20 protein-coding genes are annotated in these 22,475 nt (G+C 70.9%); 5 read left to right on the top strand and 15 right to left on the bottom strand.

Annotation, left to right across the window (positions count from 1 at the left end; translation table 11 throughout):
• The 10 genes from ACH442_RS30630 to ACH442_RS30585 are packed head-to-tail and all read right to left on the bottom strand — an operon-like array spanning nucleotide 1 to nucleotide 12,050.
• Nucleotides 1-1,452, bottom strand: a complete 1,452-nt coding sequence (locus ACH442_RS30630) for a diguanylate cyclase domain-containing protein (protein WP_396341595.1) — start codon at nucleotides 1,450-1,452, stop codon at nucleotides 1-3.
• A 45-nt stretch (nucleotides 1,453-1,497) separates the two neighbouring features.
• On the bottom strand, nucleotides 1,498-2,682 hold the full coding sequence (locus ACH442_RS30625; protein WP_396341594.1) for an FAD-dependent monooxygenase: 1,185 nt from the start codon (nucleotides 2,680-2,682) through the stop codon (nucleotides 1,498-1,500).
• A gap of 27 nt (nucleotides 2,683-2,709) precedes the next feature.
• Complete coding sequence (locus ACH442_RS30620; protein ID WP_396341593.1) at nucleotides 2,710-3,732, bottom strand: GNAT family N-acetyltransferase; 1,023 nt, start codon at nucleotides 3,730-3,732, stop codon at nucleotides 2,710-2,712.
• Between the two features lie 10 nt (nucleotides 3,733-3,742).
• Nucleotides 3,743-4,885: a hypothetical protein gene (locus tag ACH442_RS30615; protein WP_396341592.1), complete on the bottom strand. Its 1,143-nt coding sequence runs from the start codon at nucleotides 4,883-4,885 to the stop codon at nucleotides 3,743-3,745.
• Nucleotides 4,882-6,096 carry an O-antigen ligase family protein gene (locus tag ACH442_RS30610; protein ID WP_396341591.1) on the bottom strand — a complete coding sequence of 405 codons (1,215 nt, stop codon included), beginning with the start codon at nucleotides 6,094-6,096 and terminating at the stop codon, nucleotides 4,882-4,884. Before ACH442_RS30610 ends, ACH442_RS30615 begins: the two co-directional genes overlap by 4 nt.
• Complete coding sequence (locus ACH442_RS30605; protein WP_396341590.1) at nucleotides 6,093-7,364, bottom strand: lipopolysaccharide biosynthesis protein; 1,272 nt, start codon at nucleotides 7,362-7,364, stop codon at nucleotides 6,093-6,095. The genes ACH442_RS30610 and ACH442_RS30605 overlap by 4 nt, the downstream gene beginning before the upstream one ends.
• Nucleotides 7,357-8,907 (bottom strand): Wzz/FepE/Etk N-terminal domain-containing protein, encoded by a 1,551-nt coding sequence (locus ACH442_RS30600; protein ID WP_396341589.1) that lies wholly within the window; start codon nucleotides 8,905-8,907, stop codon nucleotides 7,357-7,359. Before ACH442_RS30600 ends, ACH442_RS30605 begins: the two co-directional genes overlap by 8 nt.
• A 12-nt stretch (nucleotides 8,908-8,919) precedes the next feature.
• Complete coding sequence (locus ACH442_RS30595; RefSeq protein ID WP_396341588.1) at nucleotides 8,920-10,128, bottom strand: glycosyltransferase family 4 protein; 1,209 nt, start codon at nucleotides 10,126-10,128, stop codon at nucleotides 8,920-8,922.
• Nucleotides 10,129-10,135: 7 nt separating this feature from the next.
• A complete protein-coding gene (locus tag ACH442_RS30590; protein WP_396341586.1) occupies nucleotides 10,136-11,287 on the bottom strand; it encodes an aminotransferase class I/II-fold pyridoxal phosphate-dependent enzyme in 1,152 nt (383 codons plus the stop codon).
• Nucleotides 11,280-12,050 (bottom strand): polysaccharide deacetylase family protein, encoded by a 771-nt coding sequence (locus tag ACH442_RS30585; protein WP_396341585.1) that lies wholly within the window; start codon nucleotides 12,048-12,050, stop codon nucleotides 11,280-11,282. Before ACH442_RS30585 ends, ACH442_RS30590 begins: the two co-directional genes overlap by 8 nt.
• 166 nt (nucleotides 12,051-12,216) lie before the next feature.
• Between ACH442_RS30585 and ACH442_RS30580 the strand changes: the two genes are divergently transcribed.
• Nucleotides 12,217-13,218: a lipid II:glycine glycyltransferase FemX gene (locus tag ACH442_RS30580; RefSeq protein ID WP_396341584.1), complete on the top strand. Its 1,002-nt coding sequence runs from the start codon at nucleotides 12,217-12,219 to the stop codon at nucleotides 13,216-13,218.
• A gap of 132 nt (nucleotides 13,219-13,350) precedes the next feature.
• On the opposite strand, the gene ACH442_RS30575 is transcribed toward ACH442_RS30580, so the two are convergent.
• Both ACH442_RS30575 and ACH442_RS30570 read right to left on the bottom strand, forming a co-directional pair.
• Nucleotides 13,351-13,761 carry a hypothetical protein gene (locus tag ACH442_RS30575; protein WP_396341583.1) on the bottom strand — a complete coding sequence of 137 codons (411 nt, stop codon included), beginning with the start codon at nucleotides 13,759-13,761 and terminating at the stop codon, nucleotides 13,351-13,353.
• A gap of 91 nt (nucleotides 13,762-13,852) precedes the next feature.
• Nucleotides 13,853-14,578 carry an NADPH-dependent F420 reductase gene (locus tag ACH442_RS30570; protein WP_396341582.1) on the bottom strand — a complete coding sequence of 242 codons (726 nt, stop codon included), beginning with the start codon at nucleotides 14,576-14,578 and terminating at the stop codon, nucleotides 13,853-13,855.
• Nucleotides 14,579-14,752: 174 nt separating this feature from the next.
• Here ACH442_RS30570 and ACH442_RS30565 point away from each other — a divergent pair, with 174 nt between their 5' ends.
• Complete coding sequence (locus ACH442_RS30565) at nucleotides 14,753-14,980, top strand: zinc-ribbon domain-containing protein (RefSeq protein WP_396341581.1); 228 nt, start codon at nucleotides 14,753-14,755, stop codon at nucleotides 14,978-14,980.
• Between the two features lie 40 nt (nucleotides 14,981-15,020).
• Here ACH442_RS30565 and glpK (ACH442_RS30560) read toward each other — a convergent pair whose 3' ends face one another.
• Both glpK (ACH442_RS30560) and ACH442_RS30555 read right to left on the bottom strand, forming a co-directional pair.
• Nucleotides 15,021-16,514 carry a glycerol kinase GlpK gene (glpK, locus tag ACH442_RS30560; protein WP_396341580.1) on the bottom strand — a complete coding sequence of 498 codons (1,494 nt, stop codon included), beginning with the start codon at nucleotides 16,512-16,514 and terminating at the stop codon, nucleotides 15,021-15,023.
• Nucleotides 16,515-16,526: 12 nt separating this feature from the next.
• Nucleotides 16,527-17,282, bottom strand: a complete 756-nt coding sequence (locus tag ACH442_RS30555; protein ID WP_396341579.1) for an IclR family transcriptional regulator — start codon at nucleotides 17,280-17,282, stop codon at nucleotides 16,527-16,529.
• Nucleotides 17,283-17,412: 130 nt separating this feature from the next.
• On the opposite strand from ACH442_RS30555, the gene ACH442_RS30550 reads away from it, so the two are divergent.
• Genes ACH442_RS30550 through ACH442_RS30540 form a run of 3 tightly spaced genes read left to right on the top strand, consistent with a single transcriptional unit; the run spans nucleotide 17,413 to nucleotide 21,444 of the window.
• A complete protein-coding gene (locus tag ACH442_RS30550; RefSeq protein ID WP_396341578.1) occupies nucleotides 17,413-18,249 on the top strand; it encodes an MIP/aquaporin family protein in 837 nt (278 codons plus the stop codon).
• The gene (glpK, locus tag ACH442_RS30545; RefSeq protein ID WP_396341577.1) at nucleotides 18,242-19,747 is read left to right on the top strand and encodes a glycerol kinase GlpK; all 1,506 of its coding nucleotides are present in this window, start codon (nucleotides 18,242-18,244) and stop codon (nucleotides 19,745-19,747) included. Before ACH442_RS30550 ends, glpK (ACH442_RS30545) begins: the two co-directional genes overlap by 8 nt.
• Complete coding sequence (locus tag ACH442_RS30540) at nucleotides 19,747-21,444, top strand: glycerol-3-phosphate dehydrogenase/oxidase (RefSeq protein WP_396341576.1); 1,698 nt, start codon at nucleotides 19,747-19,749, stop codon at nucleotides 21,442-21,444. Before glpK (ACH442_RS30545) ends, ACH442_RS30540 begins: the two co-directional genes overlap by 1 nt.
• A 251-nt stretch (nucleotides 21,445-21,695) precedes the next feature.
• Here ACH442_RS30540 and ACH442_RS30535 read toward each other — a convergent pair whose 3' ends face one another.
• Entirely contained in the window at nucleotides 21,696-22,286 is a 591-nt protein-coding gene (locus tag ACH442_RS30535) for a TetR family transcriptional regulator (protein WP_396341575.1), read from the bottom strand.
• Between the last annotated feature and the right edge of the window lie 189 nt (nucleotides 22,287-22,475).

Genomic DNA, 22,475 nt, shown 5'->3' with positions numbered 1-22,475 from the left:
TCACGGGACCGGGGCGGCCGTCACCACGTTATTGCGGCCGCCACGTTTCGCCTCGTACATGGCCAGGTCGGCGTCCCGGACGAGCTGCCCGGCCCCGCGCTCGCCGGGTCGGCACGAGGTCACGCCGATGCTCGCGCCGATCACCGCGGTCTCGTCGCCGACGTCGAACGCCGGCCCGAACGCGGCCAGCATCCGGTCGGCCAGCGGCCGTGGCTCGTTTGTGGTCAGCACCGCGAACTCGTCGCCGCCGAGCCGGGCCACCACGTCACCGGGCCCGGCCGCCGCGGTCAGCCGCCGGGCCACCTCGACGAGGACCTGGTCGCCGCTGTGGTGGCCGTACGTGTCGTTCACCGGCTTGAACCCGTCGAGGTCGATGAGCAGCAGCGACACCGTCCCGGACGCGCCCGGCAGCAGGGCCCGCTCGGCGCACTCCTCGAACCTCGGCCGGTTCGCCAGCCCGGTCAGCGCGTCGTGGTCGGCCCGGAACCGCAGGTCGTCGACGAGCGCGGAGAGCTGCCGGGTGAGCCGGCGGTTGTCACTCAGGATGATCATCTGACGGAACACGACCAGCGCGGTCATCGTCATGCTCAGCATCGCCAGCACCCGGTCCACCTGCTGGTGGGCGACCTGCATGGTGACGCCGGTGACGAAGGCCAGCGCGAACGGGACGTACGGCAGGTACGCCCGCGGCCGCCCGCCGTCACTGACCCGGGTCACCCCGTGCAGCTCGGCCCGGCCCGGCGCGCCGACCGCGAAGGTCAGCCACGCCACCAGCCACAACAGGTCGGGCAGGCCACCGAACCGGTAGGTCTGGCCGACCGACTGGTAGGCGTAGAGACTGTCGGCCGCGAACTGCGCGACGATCCCGGTCGCGGCGATCTCCAACGGCGCGCGCAGCGTCGAACCGGCGTCGGCGAGCAGCAGCAGGAGCAGGCTCAGGATCACCACGTCGGCCGTCGCGTAGGCGACCGTGCCGAGATCGCTCGCACCCGAGCGCAGCTGCGGGCCGAGGACCAGCGCCCAGATCACGAAGAACAGCGACGTCCCGATCATCAGCGCGTCGAAGAGCGTGCGCAGACTGGCCGAGGGCCGCCCGACCAGGACCACCGCGGCCAGCGGGGTGGCCACGACGGTGATCCCGAACGCGACGTCGGCGGCGCCGCTGATCGGCGCCGTGCCGGCGTGCCAGCCGTCGGCGAGCCAGAGCACCTCACCGGCGGTCCACCCGGCGCCGGACAGGCTCCAGGTGAACAGGCCGGCCCGGATCCGGCCGCGCGCCCGGCTCGCCGAGTACGCCCACAGCACGGTCACCAGCGCGCCGACCACGGCCAGGCTGAGCTGGCTGAACCGCCCGGCGATCATCGGCGGGACCGGGAGCACGTCGACGACCAGCAGGTACAGCGCGATGAACCCGATGGCGGCGATGCCCGCCGCCCGCCGACTCCGCACCATGACCGCGACCATCGGCCCGGTGCGCGCCGATCTGAGGCGAACAGATCAGCCGACCGCGGCCCGCAGTGGCCTTCGCCGGGCCCGGTTCCACCGCCGCGCGCTCAGCGTCCAGCGCAGCATCGTGCGCGGGACGGCGCCCTGGGTCGACATGTGCAGCAGGTACCGCCAGGCCGGGTACTCCCCGCGCCGGTTCGACAGCGCGTACGAGAACCGCTTGGCCGGCAGCTCGGCGTACTCCGGCATCCGTTCGAACCAGGCGCTGCTCGCCCGGGCCGCCCGTTGCAGCGGGGCGAGCGCCACCTTGCGGCGGTGCTCGTACTGTTCCAGCGCGGCCGGCAGCGAGGCGGCGGACAGGGCGTCGGCCAGCGCCATCGCGTCCTGCATGGCCAGTTTCGTGCCGGAGCCGATCGCGAAGTGCGTGGTGTGCGCGGCGTCGCCCATCAGCACCACGTTGCCGTGGTCCCAGCGTTCGGCGGTGACCCGGCGGAAGTTCAGCCAGCCGCGCCCGGCGTCGTCGAGCGGCTGCCCGTCCAGGTGCCGCGCGAAGATCTTCTCCAGGCGGGCGTTGCCGGTCGCCGAGTCCATCCGGTCCAGGCCCAGTCCCGACCACGTCTCCGGGGTGCACTCGACGATGAACGTGCTGGAACCGTCGGCGAACGGGTAGGCGTGGAACCAGATCCACCCGGCCTCGGTCTCCTCGAAGCCGAAGGTGAACGTGCGGAACACGTGCGGCGTGCCGAGCCAGATGTACTTGTTGCGCCCGGTCTCCACCTGCGCCCCGAAGTGCTCGGCGGCGGCGTCGCGGATCCGGGACCCGGCGCCGTCGCAGGCCACGATCAGGTCAGCCGGCGGCAACCGATCAGGATCGGTCAGGTCATCCTCGTAGCGGACGGTCACGCCCAGCTCGCGGGCCCGCTCGCCGAGGATGTCGAGGAGTCGGTGGCGGCCCAGGCTGAACCCGTATCCGCCCAGGAAGGAGACCGGTTTGCCGGCCGCCCGCACCTCGTACTCGTCCCACTTCCAGGCCGCGTCCCAGATCCGGGCGGCGCTGACCGGGTCGTACCGGAACAGGTCGTCGAGCAGGTCGTCCCAGAAGACCACCCCCCAGCCGTACGTGACGCCGGCCGGGTTGCGCTCCAGAACGGTGATCTCGCGGCCGGGGTCGGCCAGCTTGGCCAGCACCGCGAAGTACAGACCGGCGGGTCCGCCGCCGACGCAGGTGATCCGCATGGCATGCACTCCAGATCTGGAAGAGGTTCAGCGATAAGCGGGAAAGGTGCCGGTCAGATCCGCGGGATCGGCGTCCGGCTGCCGATCACGAACCAATCGGGCGTACGCCTTCTGATCCGCCACGACCCGCCACGTGTGGAACGGGTGACGCCCGGGGGAGAAGCCGGCCTTGTAGGAGAAGAGCGAGTCGGCCACCCCGCCCTTGCCCCCGCCCAGGTGGAACACGCGCATCCCGCGTTCTTTGCACCAGCGCCGCACCGAGTCGTAGAGCAGCTCGTCGGCGTACCGGCCGCGGGCCCGGCGGGTCGACGAGACGTACCCGGTGGCGATCCCGTCGTACTCGAAGAACGTGTTGCCGCCGACCACCTCGTCGCCCTCCAGCGCCACGGCCAGATGCATGCGGTCGCCGACCGCGTCGTGCAGCGCGGCCAGATGGTCGTACGTGAAGAAGTAGTAATCCGCGGCCCCGACGCGCCGCATGTTGTCGTGGTAGACCTCGACCCACTCGGCCAGGCGGCTCCAGTCGTCGAAGACGACGCGAGTGCCGGCGCGTTTCGCCCGGTTGATGTGGTTGCGGTGGTCACTGCGGGTCTGCTGCCACATCTGTTCGACGCCGACGGTCAAATCCATCGACACCGTCTCGCCGTGCCGGACCAGCGCCCCGGCCTCGGCCAGCGCCGGCGACGGCTCGGCCAGCAGCGGATGCAGCCGGACGAAGACCGAGACGATCCCGGCCTCGCGCATCGTCGCGGTCAGGGCGGCGCAGGCGGTGCGCCAGAACGGCAGGTCGCCGGGGACGGCATCGCTGACCGGGCCGGGATACCCGTAGGGCGACAGCGCGTCCCGCAGCTCCGAGCCCGGGATCTCCCGGATGATCAGCGGCAGCAGCACCCGCCGGCCGTTCTGCTCGAAGTGGAACGCGGCCGGGGCGCCGCCGTACAGCCGGGCGTCCAGGACGACGTAGTCGGGCACGTGGTACAGGTCGTGGGCGACGTGTCCCAGTGCCTCCTTCCATTCCCGGGCCGCCGGTTCCAGCAGCGATGCCGTCATCGGAGTCTCCTCACGCGCGCAGGATCTTGGCGTTGAGCGCCATGTTGGCGGCGAACTGGTCGTTGACCACCTGGTAGGACTCCAGGCGGTGCTGGATGTTCGGGTCGTAACGGCCGAGCTTGACGAAGCCGTCGGCGATCCAGCCGTTGTCGCTGCCGGTGCCGTCGACGAACTCGCGGTACGTGGTTCCCCCGGGCCAGATCACCTTGGTGAGCAGGCTGCCGAACGCGGTCATGTCGGCCGAGTTCCAGGTGGTGCTCCGGTCGCGGGCCTCCACGACGTACGCCATCACGCCGTTGCCATGACCCACGTCCTGCCCGGGCCGGCGGGTCGAGCCCCACACGTCGCTCCAGAAGTACGCGGTCGGTTCCACCGGGTTGCGCGTCATCTGGTTGCGGATCTCCGCCCCGATCGTGGTCAGCACCTGCCGGTACCGGGCACGCCGGGTCGCGTCGCCGGTGAGCTGACTCAGATGGAGCGCGATCAGCGCCCAGTGCGCGGCCATGTGCGTACGCTCGCGGTAGATGGTCTCGGCGGCGCCCCGCGTGAACCATTTCTCGAAGATGTCGACCTCGGCGAAGGACAGCAGTCGCTCGTAGCGGGCGCGGTACGCGGCGTCGGCGTAGACCTTCGTGTCCTGCCGCATCGCGACGAGCAGCTGCGTGGCGTACCGCCAGTAGTAGCTCTCGTAGAGCGGCACCTCGTCACCGCCCTGCCCGGACTTGCTGGACCCCCAGCCGCGGTACCGGTCCTGGAACGTGCTGCGCGGCAGTGCGGCCGACGGCGACGACGCGTTCACCACGTTCTCCACGTAGGTCAGCGCCCGGTCCAGGTAGCGCGTGGTGCCGGTGGCCCGGAACATCGCCACGTTGCCGTCCAGCGTGTACGCCAGGTCGTAGTGGTCCTGACTGTCCTCGGACCGGCTCATCGGCTGCGCCGTCGCCGACTGGTAGTCCCAGCTCTGCTCGAACACCGAGGTCCAGTAGCTGACCGGTTTGAGCTTGACGCCGCGGGACGGGGCCACCGCCGGTGACAGCGTCTCGGGCAGTGGTCGCGCGACGCACGGCCGCGCGGCGCTCTCCGCCACGGTGGCGGCGACGGCTGAGGCGACACCGAGCAGGAGCAGGGTGCGCCGGGTCGAACGGGAATTCATGGTGTTACCGCCTCTTTCTCGCGGGCGGGCGCGGCGGCCGCAACCGTCCGGGCCCGCGCAACCGCGGCCGCGGCGGCCATCGCGGCGAAGATCCAGAAAAGCCGGGCGTCGTAGTAGTCCCCGGAGAACAGGCTGCTCAGCGCCACGAACACGGCCGCCGCCACGGCGAGCCCGGTCAGCTGGGGCCGGGCGCCGCCACCGCGTACGGTCCTGGCCCACAGTATGACCGCGCAGGCCAGCAGGCCGAGGCCGATCAGTCCACCCTCGGCCGCGACGGCCAGCACGTAGTTGTGCGGGTACTCGACCATCTGGTTCACGCCGATCAGGCCGTAGAACCCGTCGAGCCCGGCCCCGGCCACCGGGTGGTCGGCCGCCATCCGGATCGCCGCCGCCCAGATGTCGGTGCGGTCGGAGAGGTACTGCTCCTGCACGGTCTGCTCGACGAACCGCTCCTGGAACAGGCTGGTGAACGCGGGCGGCGCGGAGAACCAGATGACGATCCCGGCGGTGAGCAGGAAGACGCCGGCCGCGATCACCGGGCCGGCCTTGAGCCGGGAGCGGATCTTCCAGAGCGCGGCCAGGCCGACCACGCCGCCGGCCATCAGCCCGGCCCGCGAGCCGGAGAGCACCGCGGCCAGCAGGAACAGCGGCGTGACCAGCAGCGGCAGCCAGCGGCGGGAGCGCAGGAAGAGCGCGACGGCGGCGATCACGCCGAGGAGTTCGATGCGGACGAAGACGTTCGGGCCGCCGCCGAACGCCGAGTAGCGGCCCTGTTCGCCCGGGCCGTTGATGAAGATCGCGGCGAGGGCGAAGACGATCGCGGCGACGAAGAAGAGCTGGAACGTGTAGTGCAGCGCGCGGTCCGGGTCGCCCAGCGTCCAGTAGTAGAACGCCGGCGTGAGCACACCCAGCAGGATCAGGTCCACGGTCTGCGGGCCGGTCCGGGACGCGGCCGGGGCCCAGAGCGCGGAGGCGATCTGGAACAGGAAGAAGATCAGCGTGGCGATCAGCCAGGCCTCGTCGGGGTCCTTGTCCGGCCTTCTCCGAAGGGCAAGATCAATGGCCAGGGTCACCAGGGCCACGGCCACGCCGACCACGCGCAGATCGACCCACGCCAGGTCCGGGAAACCGGCCCGGTCCAGCGTGAACCGGCCGCCGATCGCGATCAGCACGAGCAGCAGTCCCGGCGCCAGGAAGATCCGCTGCCTCATGTCCGCTCTTTCACGAGGTACGTCGCGATCAGCGCGAACACCAGGCAGGCGCCGTACCCGGCGAGCGACCCGTACGCCGCCCCGAGGATCCCCAGCCGCGGGATGAGCAGCAGATACACCGCGAAACTGACCACGAACCCGGTGATCTCGGCGACCGACACCAGCCCGCCGCGGCCCTTCGCGATCAGCAGGCCGAGGCTCACGCGGGACACGGCGTACAGCCCGGCCGCCACCACCAGCGGCAGCACGACCACCTTGGCCGGCGCGTACTGGTGACCGAAGACCGGCACGATCAGCAGGTACAGGCCGCCGGCCACGATCGGGACCACGACCAGCGAGTAGGCCGCGACGGCCAGCACGATCGGGCGCGTGTGCAGGCCCCCGTCGTTGTGCGAGGCCCGCCAGCGGCCCAGGCGTGAGTCGGCGTAGGCCCGGACCGGCCACGCCAGCAGCTCGGTCATCGTCGCCACACTGGTGTAGAGGCCGAGCGCGGCGGTCGAGGCGAGCGCCGGTATGACCAGGCGATCCACGCGCAACATGGCCATGTTCGAGATCGCCGCGGGGAACAGCGCGAGCCCCTCCCGGCGCACCTGACGGTTCAGAGCGGCGTCGACCGGGGCGGCGGCCGGGTCGACCGGCAGCCGCAGCCACACCAGCAGGTAGACGATCGTGGGGACGGCGCCGGCCACGACGTACGCGAGGAACCAGGTCTCCGGATGCGAGGTGTGCGTGACGTAGAGGCCGACCAGCATCCCCAGGAGCAGCACGGACTCCAGCACCCGGGCGATCATGAAGTCCCGCACGCGCCCCACCGCGATCGCGACCGCGCGGCTGGCCAGCGCCGACGCCTCCACGATGGTGTAGACGACGAGCAGCGCCACGATCAGCGGCCCGGGGTTGCGGTGGTGCGGCGAGGCCGCCGTGAAGACGATCACGCCGAGCAGCCCCGCCGAGGCGGGGATCAAGAGCAATCTGCCGTACGCGCGGACCGCCGGCCCCGGAGCGACATTGTGGTAACTGGCGACGAAACTACGCTCGGTGCCGAGCAGCAGCACCTGCGTGGCGAGGTAGACGACCTGCAGCAGGAGCGCGACCTCGCCCCGATGGGTGGGCGTCATCGACCGCACCATGAGGATGTTCGCGGCCATCGCGACCGCGCCGGTCAGCACCTGCGAGGCGAGGATCTGGACGGCCGGCTCGCGCAGCTGCGCGCGGACGAAGGCGATCGACTCGGCGCGGCGTGGGGCGAGCCCGGCTAGTTCACTCACCGTCCTTGCGCCCCTCTGGCTCCCCTGGCTTCTCCGGCTCCTCGTCGATGATCTGCGCCTTACCGTTTCTCTCGCTGAGGTCGGACCCGGCCAGCGCCGCCTTCATCACCCGCGCCCGCCCCCGGACCACCCCGTCCGGCGTCCGCGGCGCCGGCGGCGTGCTGACCGGCGTGGGCTCGTCCGGCTCGTCCGGCTCGTCCAGCGGGATCAGCGCCTCGGCCGGCGGCACCTGCGCGGCCGCCGCCCACGCCTGCCCGGTCGGCAGTTTGCGCGGCAGCGCGTTGAGGACCGCGCCGGCCAGTTTCGCGCCGACCCGCTGCAGCAGTTCCGCCGAGCGCTCCACATCGGCGGTCCGGGTCCGGTTCGCCCGCACCACCAGCAGCGCGCTGTCCGTGACCGCGCCGATCACCGCCGCGTCGGCCGGCCCGTTCAGCGGCGGTGCGTCGACCAGCACCACGTCGAAACGTTCGGTGAGGGTCCGTACCGTCGCCGGAAGCCGGGGCGAGGCGAGCAGCCCGCCCGGGTCGGGGACGTGCTCACCGGCCGGCAGCACGGCGAGCCGCCCGTTCAGGGACTCGCGCAGCACCTCCGGCACCCGGGCCGTCCCGGAGAGCACCTCGGCCAGCCCCGGTGCGGGGTCGAGGGACAGGTAGCGTCCGACGCCCGGCGACCGCAGGTTCGCGTCGACCAGCACGACCCGCGCCCCGGTCTCGGCCAGCGCGATGGCCAGCCCGCAGGTCACCGCGGTCGTCCCCGCCTTGCGCCCGGGGGCGGCGAGCATCAGCGCCCGGCCGCGCGGGTTGCCCCGGCGCCCGTCGGTGATTCCCGGCAGCACGCTGCGCAGCCGCCGGAACGCCTCGGCCAAGGCCTGGTCAGGGTGCTCGCCGCGGCCGTCGCGGCCGTCGAGCGAGATCACCCCGACCGTCCCCAGGCCGAGCCGGCGCAGGTCGTCCTCCTCGGCGACGGTCCTCCCGGCCGCCTCCCGGATCGCCACCGCGATCGCCCCGATCAGCAGGCCGAGCACCGCGGCGAACCCGGCGTTGCGGGCCAGGCCGCTCGGCTGCTTGACGGTCTCGGCGTCCTGCAGGACCGAGATGTTCGGGGCCGGGCCGCCGTCGGCGGGGTTCGCCGGCGCGATCTGCTTGGCCAGTGTGACCAGCACCGATGCGGCGGTGGTGACGATTTCCCGGCTCCGCGCGGCGCTGGGGTCGGTGGCCGAGATCTCCAGCAGGTCGGTGCCCTCGCTGACCTGCGCGGCCAGCGCGGCCCGGACCTGGTCGGCGGTGACCTGGCCGTCGCCGATCTTGGCGACCACGCCCTGGGCCACCCGCGGGCCGGTGAGCAGCGCGATGTAGGAGTTGAGGCGGCGCGCCTCGGCGTCCGGGTCGCCGGTGCCGGCCGACACGAACAGGATCATCGAGGACTGGTAGGCGGGTTTCGCGGTCAGCGTCAGGGCCCCGGCGATCGCCGAGGCCAGGAGCACCGGGATCACCAGCCAGAGCCAGCGGCGGCGGCAGGCCCGGACGTAGGCGCGCAGTTCCATCAGTACCCCGTTTCAGGCCGCGGACCGGGTCAGCACCGCTTCGAACCGTTCGAAGAGCATGTCGCGGGAGAACTGCTCGACCGCCAGCCGGTGTGCCGCGGACCGGGCCTTGACCAGCCAATCCTCGTCGCGCAGGTGGATGGCGAGGACGTCGCCGGCCGCGTCCGCGTCGTGCGGGTCGAGCACCAGCCCCGCGCCGGTGTCGGTCAGCAGGTCGGCCTGCCAGCCGCCGTAGTTGATGGCGATCGGGCGTTCCGCCGCGAGCGCGTCGAAGAACTTGTTGGCCGAGTTGTCCCAGAGCCCGCGGATCGGCCGGACCGTGCTGGTCGACATGGTGGCCGCGCCGAGGATCACCGGCAGCTCCGATTTCGGGACCTTCGCCCACATCCGTACGGTCCGGTCCAGCAACCCGAGGTCGGCCGCGAGCCGTTCGGTGCTCTCCCACTCCCGCCCGTGCCCGACGATCAGCAGCTGGATCCCGGGGTCGGTGTCGCGGATCCGGTCCATCGCCCGCACCAGGTACTCCACGCCGTTCACCGCGCCCAGCGCCCCGGTGTAGACCAGCAACGGCCGGTCGCCGAGCCACCGGTGCTCGCCCCGGAACCGTTTCACCTGCGCCGGGTCGACGTGGAAGAGGTCCAGGTCGGCGGCGTTGGGCACGACGGTGACGGCGGTGCCGGGCCGTCGCCGGGTGACCCCGGCGGCCATGCCGGGGGAGAGGGCGACCACCTCGGCCGCGTTGCGGTAGGCGAAGTCCGCCAGCCCACCGGCCAGTCGCCGGGCGAGCGGGTTGCGCAGCGCGCCCATCTCGATCGGGACCTCCGGCCACAGGTCCCGCACCTCGAAGACGAACGGCACCCGGCGCAGCCGAGCGGCGAGTACACCGGGTACCGCGACGGTGAGCGGCGTGCTGGTGGCGAAGACCAGGTCCGCTTTCAGGCGCGCCGCCCGCACGGTGGCGAGCAGCATGAACTCGGCGAAAGCGCGCAACCGCCGCGCGAACGACATGTGGTTGTTGTAGGGGATCTTGAACCAGTGGACGGTCACCCCGTCCTCGTGGGTGACCTTCCAGCCCAGTTCACGCTCGCCGGGGGTGATGTCGGTGGTGATCACGTCGACCGTGTGTCCACGCGCCACCAGCCGTTTCGCCTGCTCGTAGGAGCGGATGCCCCCGGCCATCTGCGGATTGCAGTAGTACTGATGGATGTAGACGACGCGCATCAGCCCGTCACTCCTTCACAACCGAGCGGACGACGGTCACGACACGGTCCCGGTCGTGCGAGGTGAGTGCGGAACCGCTGGGCAGGCAGAGCCCGCGATGGAACAGGTCGGCGCTGACCGAGCCGCCGCGCATCACACAGTCCCGATAGACCGGCTGCAGGTGCATCGGCTTCCACGTCGGCCGCGCCTCGATGCGCACCCGGTCGAGTTCCGCGATGACCCGGTCCCGCCGGTCGTGATCAAGCAAAAGACAGGTCAACCACCGATTGGGTACGCCGTAAGCCGCCCCCGGTTGGAAAGTCACGCCGGGCAGGTCCCCGAGCGCCGCCCGGTAGTGCTCGAACGTCGCCCGCCGGGCCTCGACCAGCTGCGGCAGCCGTTGCAACTGCCCCCGCCCGACCGCGGCGAGCAGGTTGCTGAGCCGGTAGTTGTACCCGACCGACCGGTGCTCGTAGTGCGCCACCGGCTCGCGCGCCTGCGTCGACAGGTGCCGCACCTGCGTGGCGATCGAGCCGTCGTCGGTGACCAGCACCCCGCCCCCACCGGTGGTGGCGATCTTGTTGCCGTTGAAGGAGAGCACGCCGGCCCGCCCGAACGATCCGGCCGGCCGCCCCCGGCAGGTCGCGCCGAGCGCCTCGGCCGCGTCCTCGATCACCGGCACCCCGTACCGGTCGCAGGCGTCCAGGATCGGGTCGTAGTCGGCGCACTGCCCGTACATGTCCACGGTGATCACCGCGCGCGGCAGGTTGCCCCGCACCGACCGGCCGCGCAACTCGTCGGCGAGCATCTGCGGGTCGACGTTCCAGCTCTCCGGCGTGCTGTCCAGGAAGACCGGCCGCGCGCCGAGGTACATCACCGCGTTCGCGGTCGCGGCGAACGTGAACGACGGCACCAGCACGGTGTCGCCACGCCGCACCCCGGCCGCGATCAGCGCCAGGTGCAGCGCCGCGGTGCCGCTGCTCAGCGCGACCGCGTGCCGGACCCCGGTCAGCTCGGCGCACCGGGCCTCGAACGCGTCCAGATCCGGCCCGACCGGCGCGACCCAGTTGGAGTCGAACGCCGCCAGCAGGAACTTGCGCTCGACGTCGGTGACGTCCGGCGGGGACAGATAGATCCGCGGCTCGATCTTCGATGGCTCGGTCGTCGATGGCTCAGTCATGGACGCGGGTCCGCACTGCCATGATCGGCCAGGCCGGGTGCAACCCCTGCCGGGTGATCCACATCGGGGAGTCACCGGCGTGCATCGCCGGCCGCAGGGTGGTCGCGAAGCTGCGGTACCCCGCCTCCCGCGCCGCTCGCACGTCACGCTCGGTGAAGTCGACGTCGGGATAGCCGTACGGCGCGGCGAAGTCCCGCACCTCGGTGCCGAGCTCGTCCTCCAGCTCGCGCTTGGAGTCCACGATCTCGCGCCGTGCCCCGGCCTCGTCCTGATCGGCCAGCCGGCTGTGGTTGACCGTGTGCGAGCCGAAGCTGAACCCGGCGTCCCGGATCTCCCGGCAGTCGTGCCAGGTCAGGTTGCCGGGCCGGCCGACCATGTCGGTGGTCACGAAGAACGTCGCCGGCACGGTCAGCTCGCGCAGCACCGGGACGACCACGTCGCGCCAGCTCACGTGGGCGTCGTCGAAGGACAGGCAGAAGACCGGCCCGGTCAGCGGCCGTTCGCCGGCCAGCACCGCCAGCGCCTCGTCCCAGCTGACCATCGGCCCCTGCCGGAGCAGGGTGCGCAGGTGGTGGCGCAGGTCGGCGGCGTACTCCGGAAGCACGTCGTGATAGAAGGGGAAGTACAGCCCGGGCGCGCTGGGCAGGCGGCGGAACAGGCCGGCCGGGGCCAGCACCCGGCCCTGCGTCCGCGGCCGGGCCCGGAGCCGGCTGCGCAGGCCCAGTTCGTTCAGACGTCGCTTGATGGCCGTCGGCGTCTCCATGGCATTACCTTGGCAAATGGATACGGGCGGACGGCAGTAGCAATTGTCACGCTGAACACGAATCTGATTCACGTCAATTATCGAATGGTCCGCTCGGGCCTTGCGGAATGGCCGTTCGGCGGGGCATCATCCGCCTTCGACGCCTAATTCGATCGGGGCCGAACGGATGCTTCGCCTGCAGCGGGTGGAGGCGACTCCCGCCCTCCACGCCGACCGCGCCACCTATCAGGACCGCCTCATCTTCCACACTCCCGAGTGGCTCACGTTCGTGGCCGAGTGCCAGCGCGCCGAACCACTTCTCGCCACCCTCAGCGATGACGGGGTCACCGTCGGGCACTTCACCGGGCTGCTCACCCGGCGCTACGGACTCCGGATCCTGGGCAGTCCGATGGCCGGCTGGACCACCTCCTACCTGGGCTTCAACCTCCGCGACGGGATCCCGCGCCGGGCCGCCCTGCAAGCCTTGACCCGGTTCGCGTTCGACGAGCTCGGCTGCGCCCACCTCGAGGTCCGCGACCGTGGCGCGACCGAGACCGACCTGGCCGGCCTGGGCCTGCGGTGGGACGCCGCGCCCACCGCCGTGATCGACCTGAAACCGGACGAGGACACCCTCCTCGAGGCGATGACCAGCGCCTGTCGCCGTAATATCCGCAAAGCCGCCAAGTCCGGAGTGATCATCGAGGAGGTGGACGCGGATCCGTCATTCGCCGACGAATTCTACGATCAATTGCGTGACGTTTTCGCGAAACAGAATCTGGTTCCCACCTATTCCGTGGAACGGGTGAAGTCGTTGATCCGACACCTTGCTCCGGCCGGCCGGATCAGCCTTCTGCGCGCCCGTGACGCGAACGGCCGCTGCATCGCCACCGCGGTCCTGCCGTGGTACCACCGCACGATGTACTTCTGGGGCGGCGCCAGCTACCGCGAACACCAGCACCTGCGCCCCAACGAGGCGCTGATCTGGCACGCGCTGCGCCTCGCCAGGTCCCGCGGCCTCACCGAGTTCGACTTCGTCGGCGGCAACGCCTACAAGACCAAGTACGGCACCATCGAGGTCCCCGTCCCCTGGGCCCGCCAGTCCCGCTCCCCCTTGGTGGCGAAGCTGCGCGACACGGCCAAACAGGCCTACGCCTTCAAGCAGCGAACCGCCGCCCGCCTGACCCGCTGACCGCGTCACCCCCGGCGACTCCCGCCGCCGACGACCACGGCGAGGCCCAGCGGGGCGGCTTGCGGTCGCAGCCGGCCCGCACCGAGGTCTCCGGCGGTCGGCAACCACGGTGAGGCCCGCTGGCGCGGCTGGTCAGTGGCCGCGGCGACGGGCGGGCAGAGGGGATCTTGCGCGTCGCGCGCTCGGGGCTTGCTGCTCGGTGTCGTCCGGGTCGTCGGCGATCGGTGGGGGCGGCGTGATCGGGCCGCTCGGGAAGATCGGCTTGCCCGTGGTCGGTGGGCGGAACGGCGGCAGCGCCGGAGTCGTCGTCGCCCGCGGCCGCACCGCCGGTGGTCTGGTCACACGACGGCTGGTCGCGGGCGTGGAGAGGGCGACCGCCGGGCTCGAAGGCGCGGCGTCACCCGCCCCGGCTGAAGGGGTCGCGCTCGGGGCCGGGACGGTCACCGGTGGAACCTCGGGCCCGCCGCGCTCCGGGTCAGCGCAGGCCGCGACCACCCCGGCGAGCGGCAGAACGGCGATCATGACGGCCAGGCGCTTGCGCATTACCGGTCCTCGGCAGGGGGAAGCGGTGATCCGCGTGCAGTGTCGCACGCACCGGGTCTGCCGCCACAGCCGGCGACAGACCCGGTGTGCGTCAGCGCTTCGCCTCGGCGACCGCCTTGCGCACGACGTCGGCGCCGGCCGGGTTGGCCTCGCCACCGAACGGCCCGTACGGCGTCACGTAGACCGGGGTGTCCCGCTGCGTCCGCCAGTTCTCGCTGAGCGGCCCGACGTCCACCGCGTCGTACCCGATCGTGTCCAGGAACTCGGTGACCGCCAGCTTCGCGGCGGTGTCGTCACCGGCGATCGGCAGCGCGGTCCGATCGGCCGACCCGGCGGGCCGGCCCAGTTTCGCCAGGTGCCCGAACCAGATGTTGTTGAATCCCTTGACCACCTTGCTCTCGGTGAGGTGCTGCTGCAGCAGCTCACCGGTGGTCGATTCGTCGTTGTCCAGGGCGGCGATCTGCCCGTCCCGCTCCGGGTAGTAGTTGTTCGTGTCGATCACGACCTTGCCCGCGAGCGGCGCGGCCGGCACGTCACCGTAGGCCTTCAGCGGCACGGTCACCACCACGATGTCCCCGGCCGCCGCCGCCTCGGCCGGCGTCGCCGCGCGCGCCTTCGGCCCCAGCTCCGCGACCAGTCCCTGCAGCGTCTCGGGGCCGCGCGAGTTGCTCAGCACCACGTCGTACCCGGCGTCCACGGCCAGCTTCGCCACGGTCCCGCCGATGTTCCCACTACCGATAAGTCCGATGGTCGTCATACTTCCGCGAACCCCGCCGACCCACCCTCGATTCCACCCAGTGACGGTCAGCACACCCATGGTCCGGCGGGCACGACCTTTTTTGATCTTGAACCGGTCCTGATTCCTCTTGTCTCCTTCGGGTGACGTCTCGCCGACGGGAAACCTGGTCAGAACCAGCCAGAACCGGAACCCTGGGCCGCGGCCCTGACCGTGCGACGGGTGACGCTTGTGGGCCGGTGTCAGGCTGGAGTCATGTTCTTCCTGCTGTTCGGCGTGCGCACCAAGGACGACCCGATCGACACCCGGGTCCTGACCTGCGAGGTCTGCGGCTGGGCGGCCCCACAGGCCCGGTTCGCCCGCACCACCAGGTTCACCTTGTTCTTCGTTCCGTTGTTCCCGGTGGCGCCCCGGAAATCCTTCCTGCGCTGCGCTCACTGCATGGCCTTCAGGCAGATCAAGACCATTCCCGCGTACGTGTAGGCCGTGTTCCGGGCACCGAGGCCGGCCCCCGGGACACGGCCTAAGCGGGCTGGATCCAGTCGAAGGTGCGTTCCACCGCGCGCTGCCAGTTGACGTACTCGGTGTCGCGCAGTCTCGGGTCCATCGCCGGCATCCACTGACCGGCGATGTGCCAGTTGCGGCGCAGCCCGTCCAGGTCGGGCCAGTATCCGACGGCGAGTCCCGCCGCGTAGGCCGCGCCCAGTGACACCGTCTCGACGGCGAGCGGCCGGACCACCGGCACGTCGAGGACGTCGGCGATCATCTGCATGAGCAGGTTGTCCGCGGTCATCCCGCCGTCCACTTTCAGGGTTCTCAGGGCGAGACCGGAGTTGGCGTTCATCGCGTCGACCACCTCGCGGGTCTGCCACGCGGTCGCCTCGAGGACGGCCCGGGCCAGGTGACCTTTCGTGATGTACGAGGTCAGGCCCACGATCACGCCGCGCGCCTCGGAGCGCCAGTGCGGTGCGTAGAGGCCCGAGAACGCGGGCACGATGTAGCAGCCACCGTTGTCCGAGACCGTACGCGCGAGGGTTTCGATCTCCGGAGCACTGGAGATCAGCTCCAGCTGGTCGCGGAACCACTGGACGAGTGATCCGGTGATGGCGATCGAGCCTTCCAGCGCGTAACAGGCGGGGGAGCCGGCGACCTGGTACGCGACCGTGCCGATCAGCCCGTGTCCCGGTTTCACCAGCTCGGTGCCGGTGTTCAGGAGCAGGAAGCTACCCGTGCCGTAGGTGCATTTCGCCTCGCCGGAGGTGAAGCACGTCTGCCCGAACAGGGCGGCCTGCTGATCACCGAGCGCGGCCCCGATCCGTACCCCCGGAAACGCCTCGCAAGCGGTGCCGAAGGCGCCGATCGAGGCCCGCACCTCGGGCAACATCGCGCGGGGGATCCCGAAGAAGCCGAGAGCCTGGTCGGACCAGTCGAGCCGGTGGATGTCGAGGAGCATGGTGCGGCTGGCGTTGGTGACGTCGGTGACGTGCGCGCCGCGGGTCATGTTCCAGATCAGCCAGGTCTCCATGGTCCCGCAGAGCACCTCGCCGCGTTCCGCCCGGGCCTGCAGGCCCGGGGTGTGGTCGAGCATCCAGCGCAGTCGGGGGCCGGAGAAATATGTCGCGAGCGGCAATCCGGATATGTCCGATAGCTGATCGGCGTCGGAGCGCTCCCCGAGGGCGTGGACCAGTGCATCCGTCCGCGTGTCCTGCCAGATGATCGCGTGCCCGACGGGGATGCCGGTCGCCCGGTCCCAGATCACCGTCGTCTCCCGCTGGTTGGCGATGCCGACCGCGGCCACCTGGTCGATCGTGATCCCGGCCCGGCGCAGTGCCCGCGGCGCGAGCCGTTCCACGTTGCGCCAGATCTCCATGGCGTCGTGCTCGACCCAGCCCGGCTTCGGGAAGTGCTGCTTGTGTTCCTGCTGGGCGAGGGAGACCAACTGCCCGCGCCGGTCGAAGACGATGCACCGGGTCGAGGTGGTGCCCTGGTCTATCGCGACCACATAGCTCTCGGTCATGGTCAGTCCCTTCTATGGCCGGGCCGCTCCCAAGTCCCTGGAGATCGCCCGGGCCGCCTCCCGCACGCTGGTGACCAGGTGCGGGCGTGGTTGGTAGTGGCTGTCGCAGATGCGTTCGACCGGGCCGGAGACGCCGATCGCGCCGATCGCGAGCCCGCCGTACCCGCGGATCGGCGCGGCCACGGCGGCCTGCCCGTGGGTGAACTCCTCGACGTCGGCGGCCCAGCCGTTGTCCCGGACGTGGTCCAGAGCCGCCGAGAGCTCACGCCGGTCGACCACCGTTTTCCGGGTATATCCCGGCAGGTCCGACGGCACGGCTCCGGCGCGGTAGGCGAGCAGCACCTTCCCCAGCGCCGTCGCGTGCAACGGCAGGAGTGTGCCCACGTCCAGCGTCTGGAACGTGTCGTCCGGCCGGAACACGTGGTGCACGATCAGCACCTGTCCCTCGCAGACCGTCCCGATCCGGACCGCCTCACCGCTGCGCGCGGCCAGTGGATCCGCCCAGTTGATCGAGCGCGACCGCAGTTCGTTGATGTCCAGATAGCTCGTTCCGAGATGGAGCAGCGCAGCACCCAGCTGGTACTGCCCGGAGCCCCGGTCCTGTTCCACGAAGCCGACGCCCTGCAGCGTACGGAGAATGCCGTGGGTCGTTCCTTTGGCCAGGTCGAGGGATCGGGCGATCTCACTGAGCCCGAGTCTGCCCGGCCCACCGGCGAGCATCCGCAGGATCGCGGCGGCGCGCTCGATGGACTGCACTGTTCCCGGCATGTTTCGCACTCTATGCGTTCGTGAGACGACCCGCCGTAGTTGATGTTCGACAATGCCGACCGCTGTTCGTTGCCCCGGGGTCGAGGGCTTCCTAGCGTCCAGGGCATCGACAGAGGACGAAGGAGGGAGCATGGCCGCACGACTCAAAGTTCCTGGACTGGTCGGTGAGCTCGCGGCGGAGTTCGCCGGCACCTTGATCCTGATCCTGTTCGGCTGCGGGGTGGTGGCGCAGGTCGTCGCCGGTGGCATCGGTGATCACGACAGCATCGCCTGGGCCTGGGGCCTGGGCGTCACCCTCGGCGTGTACGTGGCGGCGCGGCTCAGCGGCGCCCACCTCAACCCGGCGGTGACCATCGCGCTCGCCGTCTTCAAGGGCTTCTCCTGGCGGAAAGTGGCCCCTTACGCACTCGCCCAGTTCCTCGGCGCGTTCGTCGCCGCGCTGCTGGTGCGCTGGAACTACACCGAGGTGCTGCACGCCAAGGACCCCGGACTGACGATCAAGACCCAGGGGGTCTTCTCGACGCTGCCGGGCAACGGCAGCCTGCCGGTCGGTGAGTGGGGCGCGTTCCGCGACCAGATCATCGGCACCGCGATCCTGCTGTTCGTGATCCTCGCGCTGACCGACGTGGCCAACAACGCCCCGGCCGCGAACCTCGGCCCGTTCGTGGTCGGCCTGCTGGTCGTCGCGATCGGCATGGCCTGGGGCACCGACGCCGGCTACGCGATCAACCCGGCCCGTGACTTCGGACCGCGCCTGGCCAGTTTCTTCACCGGGTACGAGACGGCGTTCCGAGATCAGACCGGCTATCTCTACTTCTGGATACCGATCGTGGGACCCATCATCGGTGGTGTCCTCGGGGCCGGTCTGTACCAGTATCTGATCGGACGATTCCTGCCGTCGGCCGAGCCCCAAGAGGTGGGCGAGGTTCCGGCGGCACGCGACAGTGTGGAGGCGAACCGTGGCTGACTTCGTCGGAGCCGTGGACCAGGGCACGACCAGCACCCGCTTCATGATCTTCGACCATGGTGGCAACGAGGTGGCCCGCCACCAGCTCGAACACGAGCAGATCCTGCCGCAGGCGGGCTGGGTCGAGCACAACCCGATCGAGATCTGGGAGCGCACGGTCGCGGTCGTCCGCACCGCGATGCAGAAGGCGAACCTGAGCGCCGGCGACCTGGCCGCGGTCGGGGTCACCAACCAGCGCGAGACCGCGGTGGTGTGGGACCGGCGCACCGGCCGGCCGTACTACAACGCGATCGTCTGGCAGGACACCCGCACCGACCGCATCGCGTCGGCGCTCGACCGCGACGGTCGCGGCGACGTGATCCGGCGCAAGGCCGGATTGCCGCCGGCCACGTACTTCTCCGGCGGCAAGATCCAGTGGATCCTGGAGAACGTCGACGGGGTCCGCGAGGCGGCCGAGCGCGGTGACGCGATCTTCGGCAACACCGACTCGTGGCTGCTCTGGAACATCACCCGCGGCAACCACGTCACGGACGTGACGAACGCCAGCCGCACGATGCTGATGAACCTGGAGACCCTCGACTGGGACGACGAGCTGCTGTCGTTCTTCAACATCCCACGGCAGATGCTGCCCGAGATCCGGCCGTCGTCGGATCCCAACGGGTACGGCATCGCGCACGTCGACGGGCCGCTCGGCGGGGACGTGCCGCTGACCGGGGACCTCGGCGACCAGCAGGCGGCCACGGTCGGGCAGGTGTGCTTCAGCCCCGGGGAGGCCAAGAACACGTACGGCACCGGGAACTTCATGCTCCTGAACACCGGGACGAACCTCGTCCGCTCCGAGAACGGGCTGCTCACCACGGTCTGCTACAAGTTCGGCGACGCCGCCCCGGTCTACGCCCTGGAGGGCTCGATCGCGGTCACCGGCTCGGCCGTGCAGTGGCTGCGCGACCAGTTGCACATCATCAAGTCGGCCGACCAGAGCGAGTCCCTGGCCGCGCAGGTGCCGGACAACGGTGGCGTCTACTTCGTGCCGGCGTTCTCCGGGCTGTTCGCGCCGTACTGGCGTTCCGACGCGCGCGGCGCGATCGTCGGGCTGTCCCGGTTCAACACCGACGCGCACATCGCCCGGGCCACCCTCGAGTCGATCTCCTACCAGACGCGGGACGTGGTCGACGCGATGGCGCAGGACTCCGGCGTCACGCTCGACGTGCTCAAGGTCGACGGCGGGATCACCGTCAACAACCTGGCCATGCAGATCCAGGCGGACGTGCTCGGTGTCCCGGTGAGCCGGCCGGTCGTCGCGGAGACCACGGCACTGGGTGCGGCGTACGCGGCCGGTCTGGCCGTCGGTTTCTGGAAGAACACCGACGAACTGCGGGAGAACTGGAACGAGTCGCAGCGCTGGCAGCCGAACTGGTCGCCGGAGCAGCGGGAACAGGGTTACGGCCGCTGGAAGAAGGCGGTGCAGCGGACCCTCGACTGGGTGGACGTGGACTGATGGCGGCTCTCTCACCAGAGTCCCGGGACGCCGCGCTGACCGCCCTCGCGGGGGCCGAGGTCGACGTGCTGGTCATCGGTGGGGGAGTGGTCGGGGCGGGTTGCGCCCTCGACGCGGTCACGCGGGGACTCTCCGTGGGGCTCGTCGAGGCGCGCGACTTCGCCTCGGGCACGTCCAGCCGGTCCAGCAAACTGATCCACGGCGGCCTGCGATACCTCGAGATGCTCGACTTCTCGCTGGTCCGGGAGGCGCTGCGGGAGCGCGGGCTGATCCTGTCCCGGCTCGCGCCGCACCTGGCCCGGCCGGTCCGGTTCCTCTACCCGCTGCAGCATCGCGGCTGGGAGCGGCTCTACGCCGGGGCCGGGGTCACCCTCTACGACACGATGGCGTGGTCCGGTTCTCTGCCGCGCCACCGGCACCTGACCCGGCGCGGTGCGCTGCGCCGGTGCCCCGCGTTGCGCAAGGAGGCGCTGGTCGGGGCGTTGCAGTACTACGACGCGCAGGTGGACGACGCGCGGCACACGATGTTCCTGGCCCGGACGGCGGCGGCCTACGGCGCGCACGTGGCGAACCGGGTCGAAGTGGTCGGCTTCCTGCGCGAGGGGGAGCGGGTCACCGGGGTACGCGTCCACGACCTCGAACACGACCGGACCTTCGAGATCCGCGCCCAGCAGGTGATCAACGCGACCGGGGTGTGGACCGACGAGACCCAGTCGCTGGTCGGCGAGCGGGGACAGTTCCACGTCCGGGCCTCGAAGGGCATCCACCTGGTCGTACCGCGGGATCGGATCCAATCGTCGACCGGGCTGATCCTGCGGACCGCGACCAGCGTGCTCTTCGTGATCCCGTGGGGGCGGCACTGGATCGTGGGCACCACCGACACCGACTGGGCGCTGGACAAATCGCACCCGGCGGCGTCCGCCAAGGACATCGACTATCTGCTCACCGAGGTCAACAAGGTGCTGGCCCGGCCGCTGGAACGGGCCGACGTGCAGGGCGTCTACGCCGGGTTGCGCCCGCTGCTCTCCGGCGAGTCGGAGTCCACGTCGACACTGTCCCGCGAGCACATGGTCGCCAGTCCGGTGCCCGGCCTGGTCGTGGTCGCCGGCGGGAAGTACACGACCTATCGCGTGATGGCCAAGGACGCGGTCGACGCGTGCGCGTTCAACCTGAACCGCCCGATCGCGCGCTGCTGCACCGACAAGGTCCCGCTGATCGGCGCCGAGGGCTTCACCGCACTGTGGAACCGCCGCGGGCTGATCGCCACCGAGTCCGGCCTGCACGTGGCCCGGGTCGAGCACCTGCTCGGACGCTACGGCTCGCTGACCCGGGAACTGCTGGAGCTGATCAAGGAGGATCCGTCGCTGGCCCGGCCCCTCGACGGCGCCGACGACTATCTGCGGGCCGAGGTCGTCTACGCGGCCGCGGCCGAGGGCGCCCGCCACCTCGTCGACGTCCTCACCCGGCGCACCCGCATCTCGATCGAGACGTTCGACCGGGGCACGGCCTCCGCCTCCGAGGCCGCCGAACTGATGGCCCGGGTCCTCGGATGGACCCCTGAGCAGCAGGAACGAGAGGTCGAGAACTACCGCCTCCGCGTCGAGGCCGAACGCGCCTCCCAGGAGCAGCAGTCCGACGAGACGGCCGACGCCGCCCGCCTCGGCGCCCCGGAGGTGGTCCCGGTCCGCCTTTCCTGAAAACCCCATTCGCGCGTACGGCGACAAGCCGCCCGTCCGCACGCAACCCCCCCCGGGAGCGCCGTTGTGGTCCGGGCCGCGGCGCGGCTCACGGTCGTGGCTGGTTCTTCAGGGGTGTCTCCCGAGTGGTGAGGCACCCCTCGGACCAGCCGGCCGGGGTGGGGCGCGGCCGGGGCCGGCGCACGGCGGGGGTGGCGCGGGCACGGGCGGCTCGGTCGTGTCGCCTGCGGACGGGCGCCGGAACGTCGTACCTAGGAAGGTTTTTGGATCAAGGCCTCGACCACGTCGCGCAGTGGCGTGGTCAGGTCCTCGGCCGAGGCGGAGGCCAGGGGTTCGAGGTTGGTGGCGCGCAGGAGCGTGACGCCGATCGCGGTGGAGAGCAGGATCTGGGCGCGCAGCATGTCGGGGTCGCCGCCCTGCATGGACGCGGCCTCGGCCAGCTTCTCGGCGAACATGTGCAGGAAACGCAGGCGGACCTGGTCGGCGCGTTCGTCGCCGGAGGAGCGCAGGATCAGCAGCAGGCTGTGGCTGGGGCCGGTGCCGGTGCTCTGGCCGACCGCCATCCGGGCGATCGTCTCCGGGACCTCGCCGGGGGTGACGTCGCCGGCGGCGGAGCGCAACTCGGCGAAGCCGGCGGTCAGGGCCGCCTCGAAGAGACCGACCTTGGACTCGAAGTACCGGCTGATCAGCGCCACGTTGACGCCCGCCTCGTCGGCGATGTCCCGGACGGTGGTCTCCGCGTAGCCGGCCGTGGCGAAGCGGCGCCGGGCGGCGTCGAGCAGCAGCTGCCGGGTGCGGGCCGCGTCCCGGCGCCGGGGTGGCGGCGCGGAGCTGGTGGTCACGTAAACAAGTCTGACGCAGTCGTTCGTGCCTGGATCTTGCGGGGGTGGTCACTCCGCAAGGCCGGGTCGTTTTCATTTTGGACACACAGGGTTCGATGTCTTTACGACGATGACATGGCTTGGTAACTTCCTGAAACAAGTTGCAAGGACTTGCAGCCATCTCCGTGACGGCCCTGAGCGTCCAGCCCA

This window comes from Actinoplanes sp. NPDC020271 (assembly GCF_044388125.1).
Lineage (GTDB): Bacteria > Actinomycetota > Actinomycetes > Mycobacteriales > Micromonosporaceae > Actinoplanes.
Note: the sequence above shows the minus strand (reverse complement) of the source record. Positions and strands in the feature narration are given on the sequence as shown.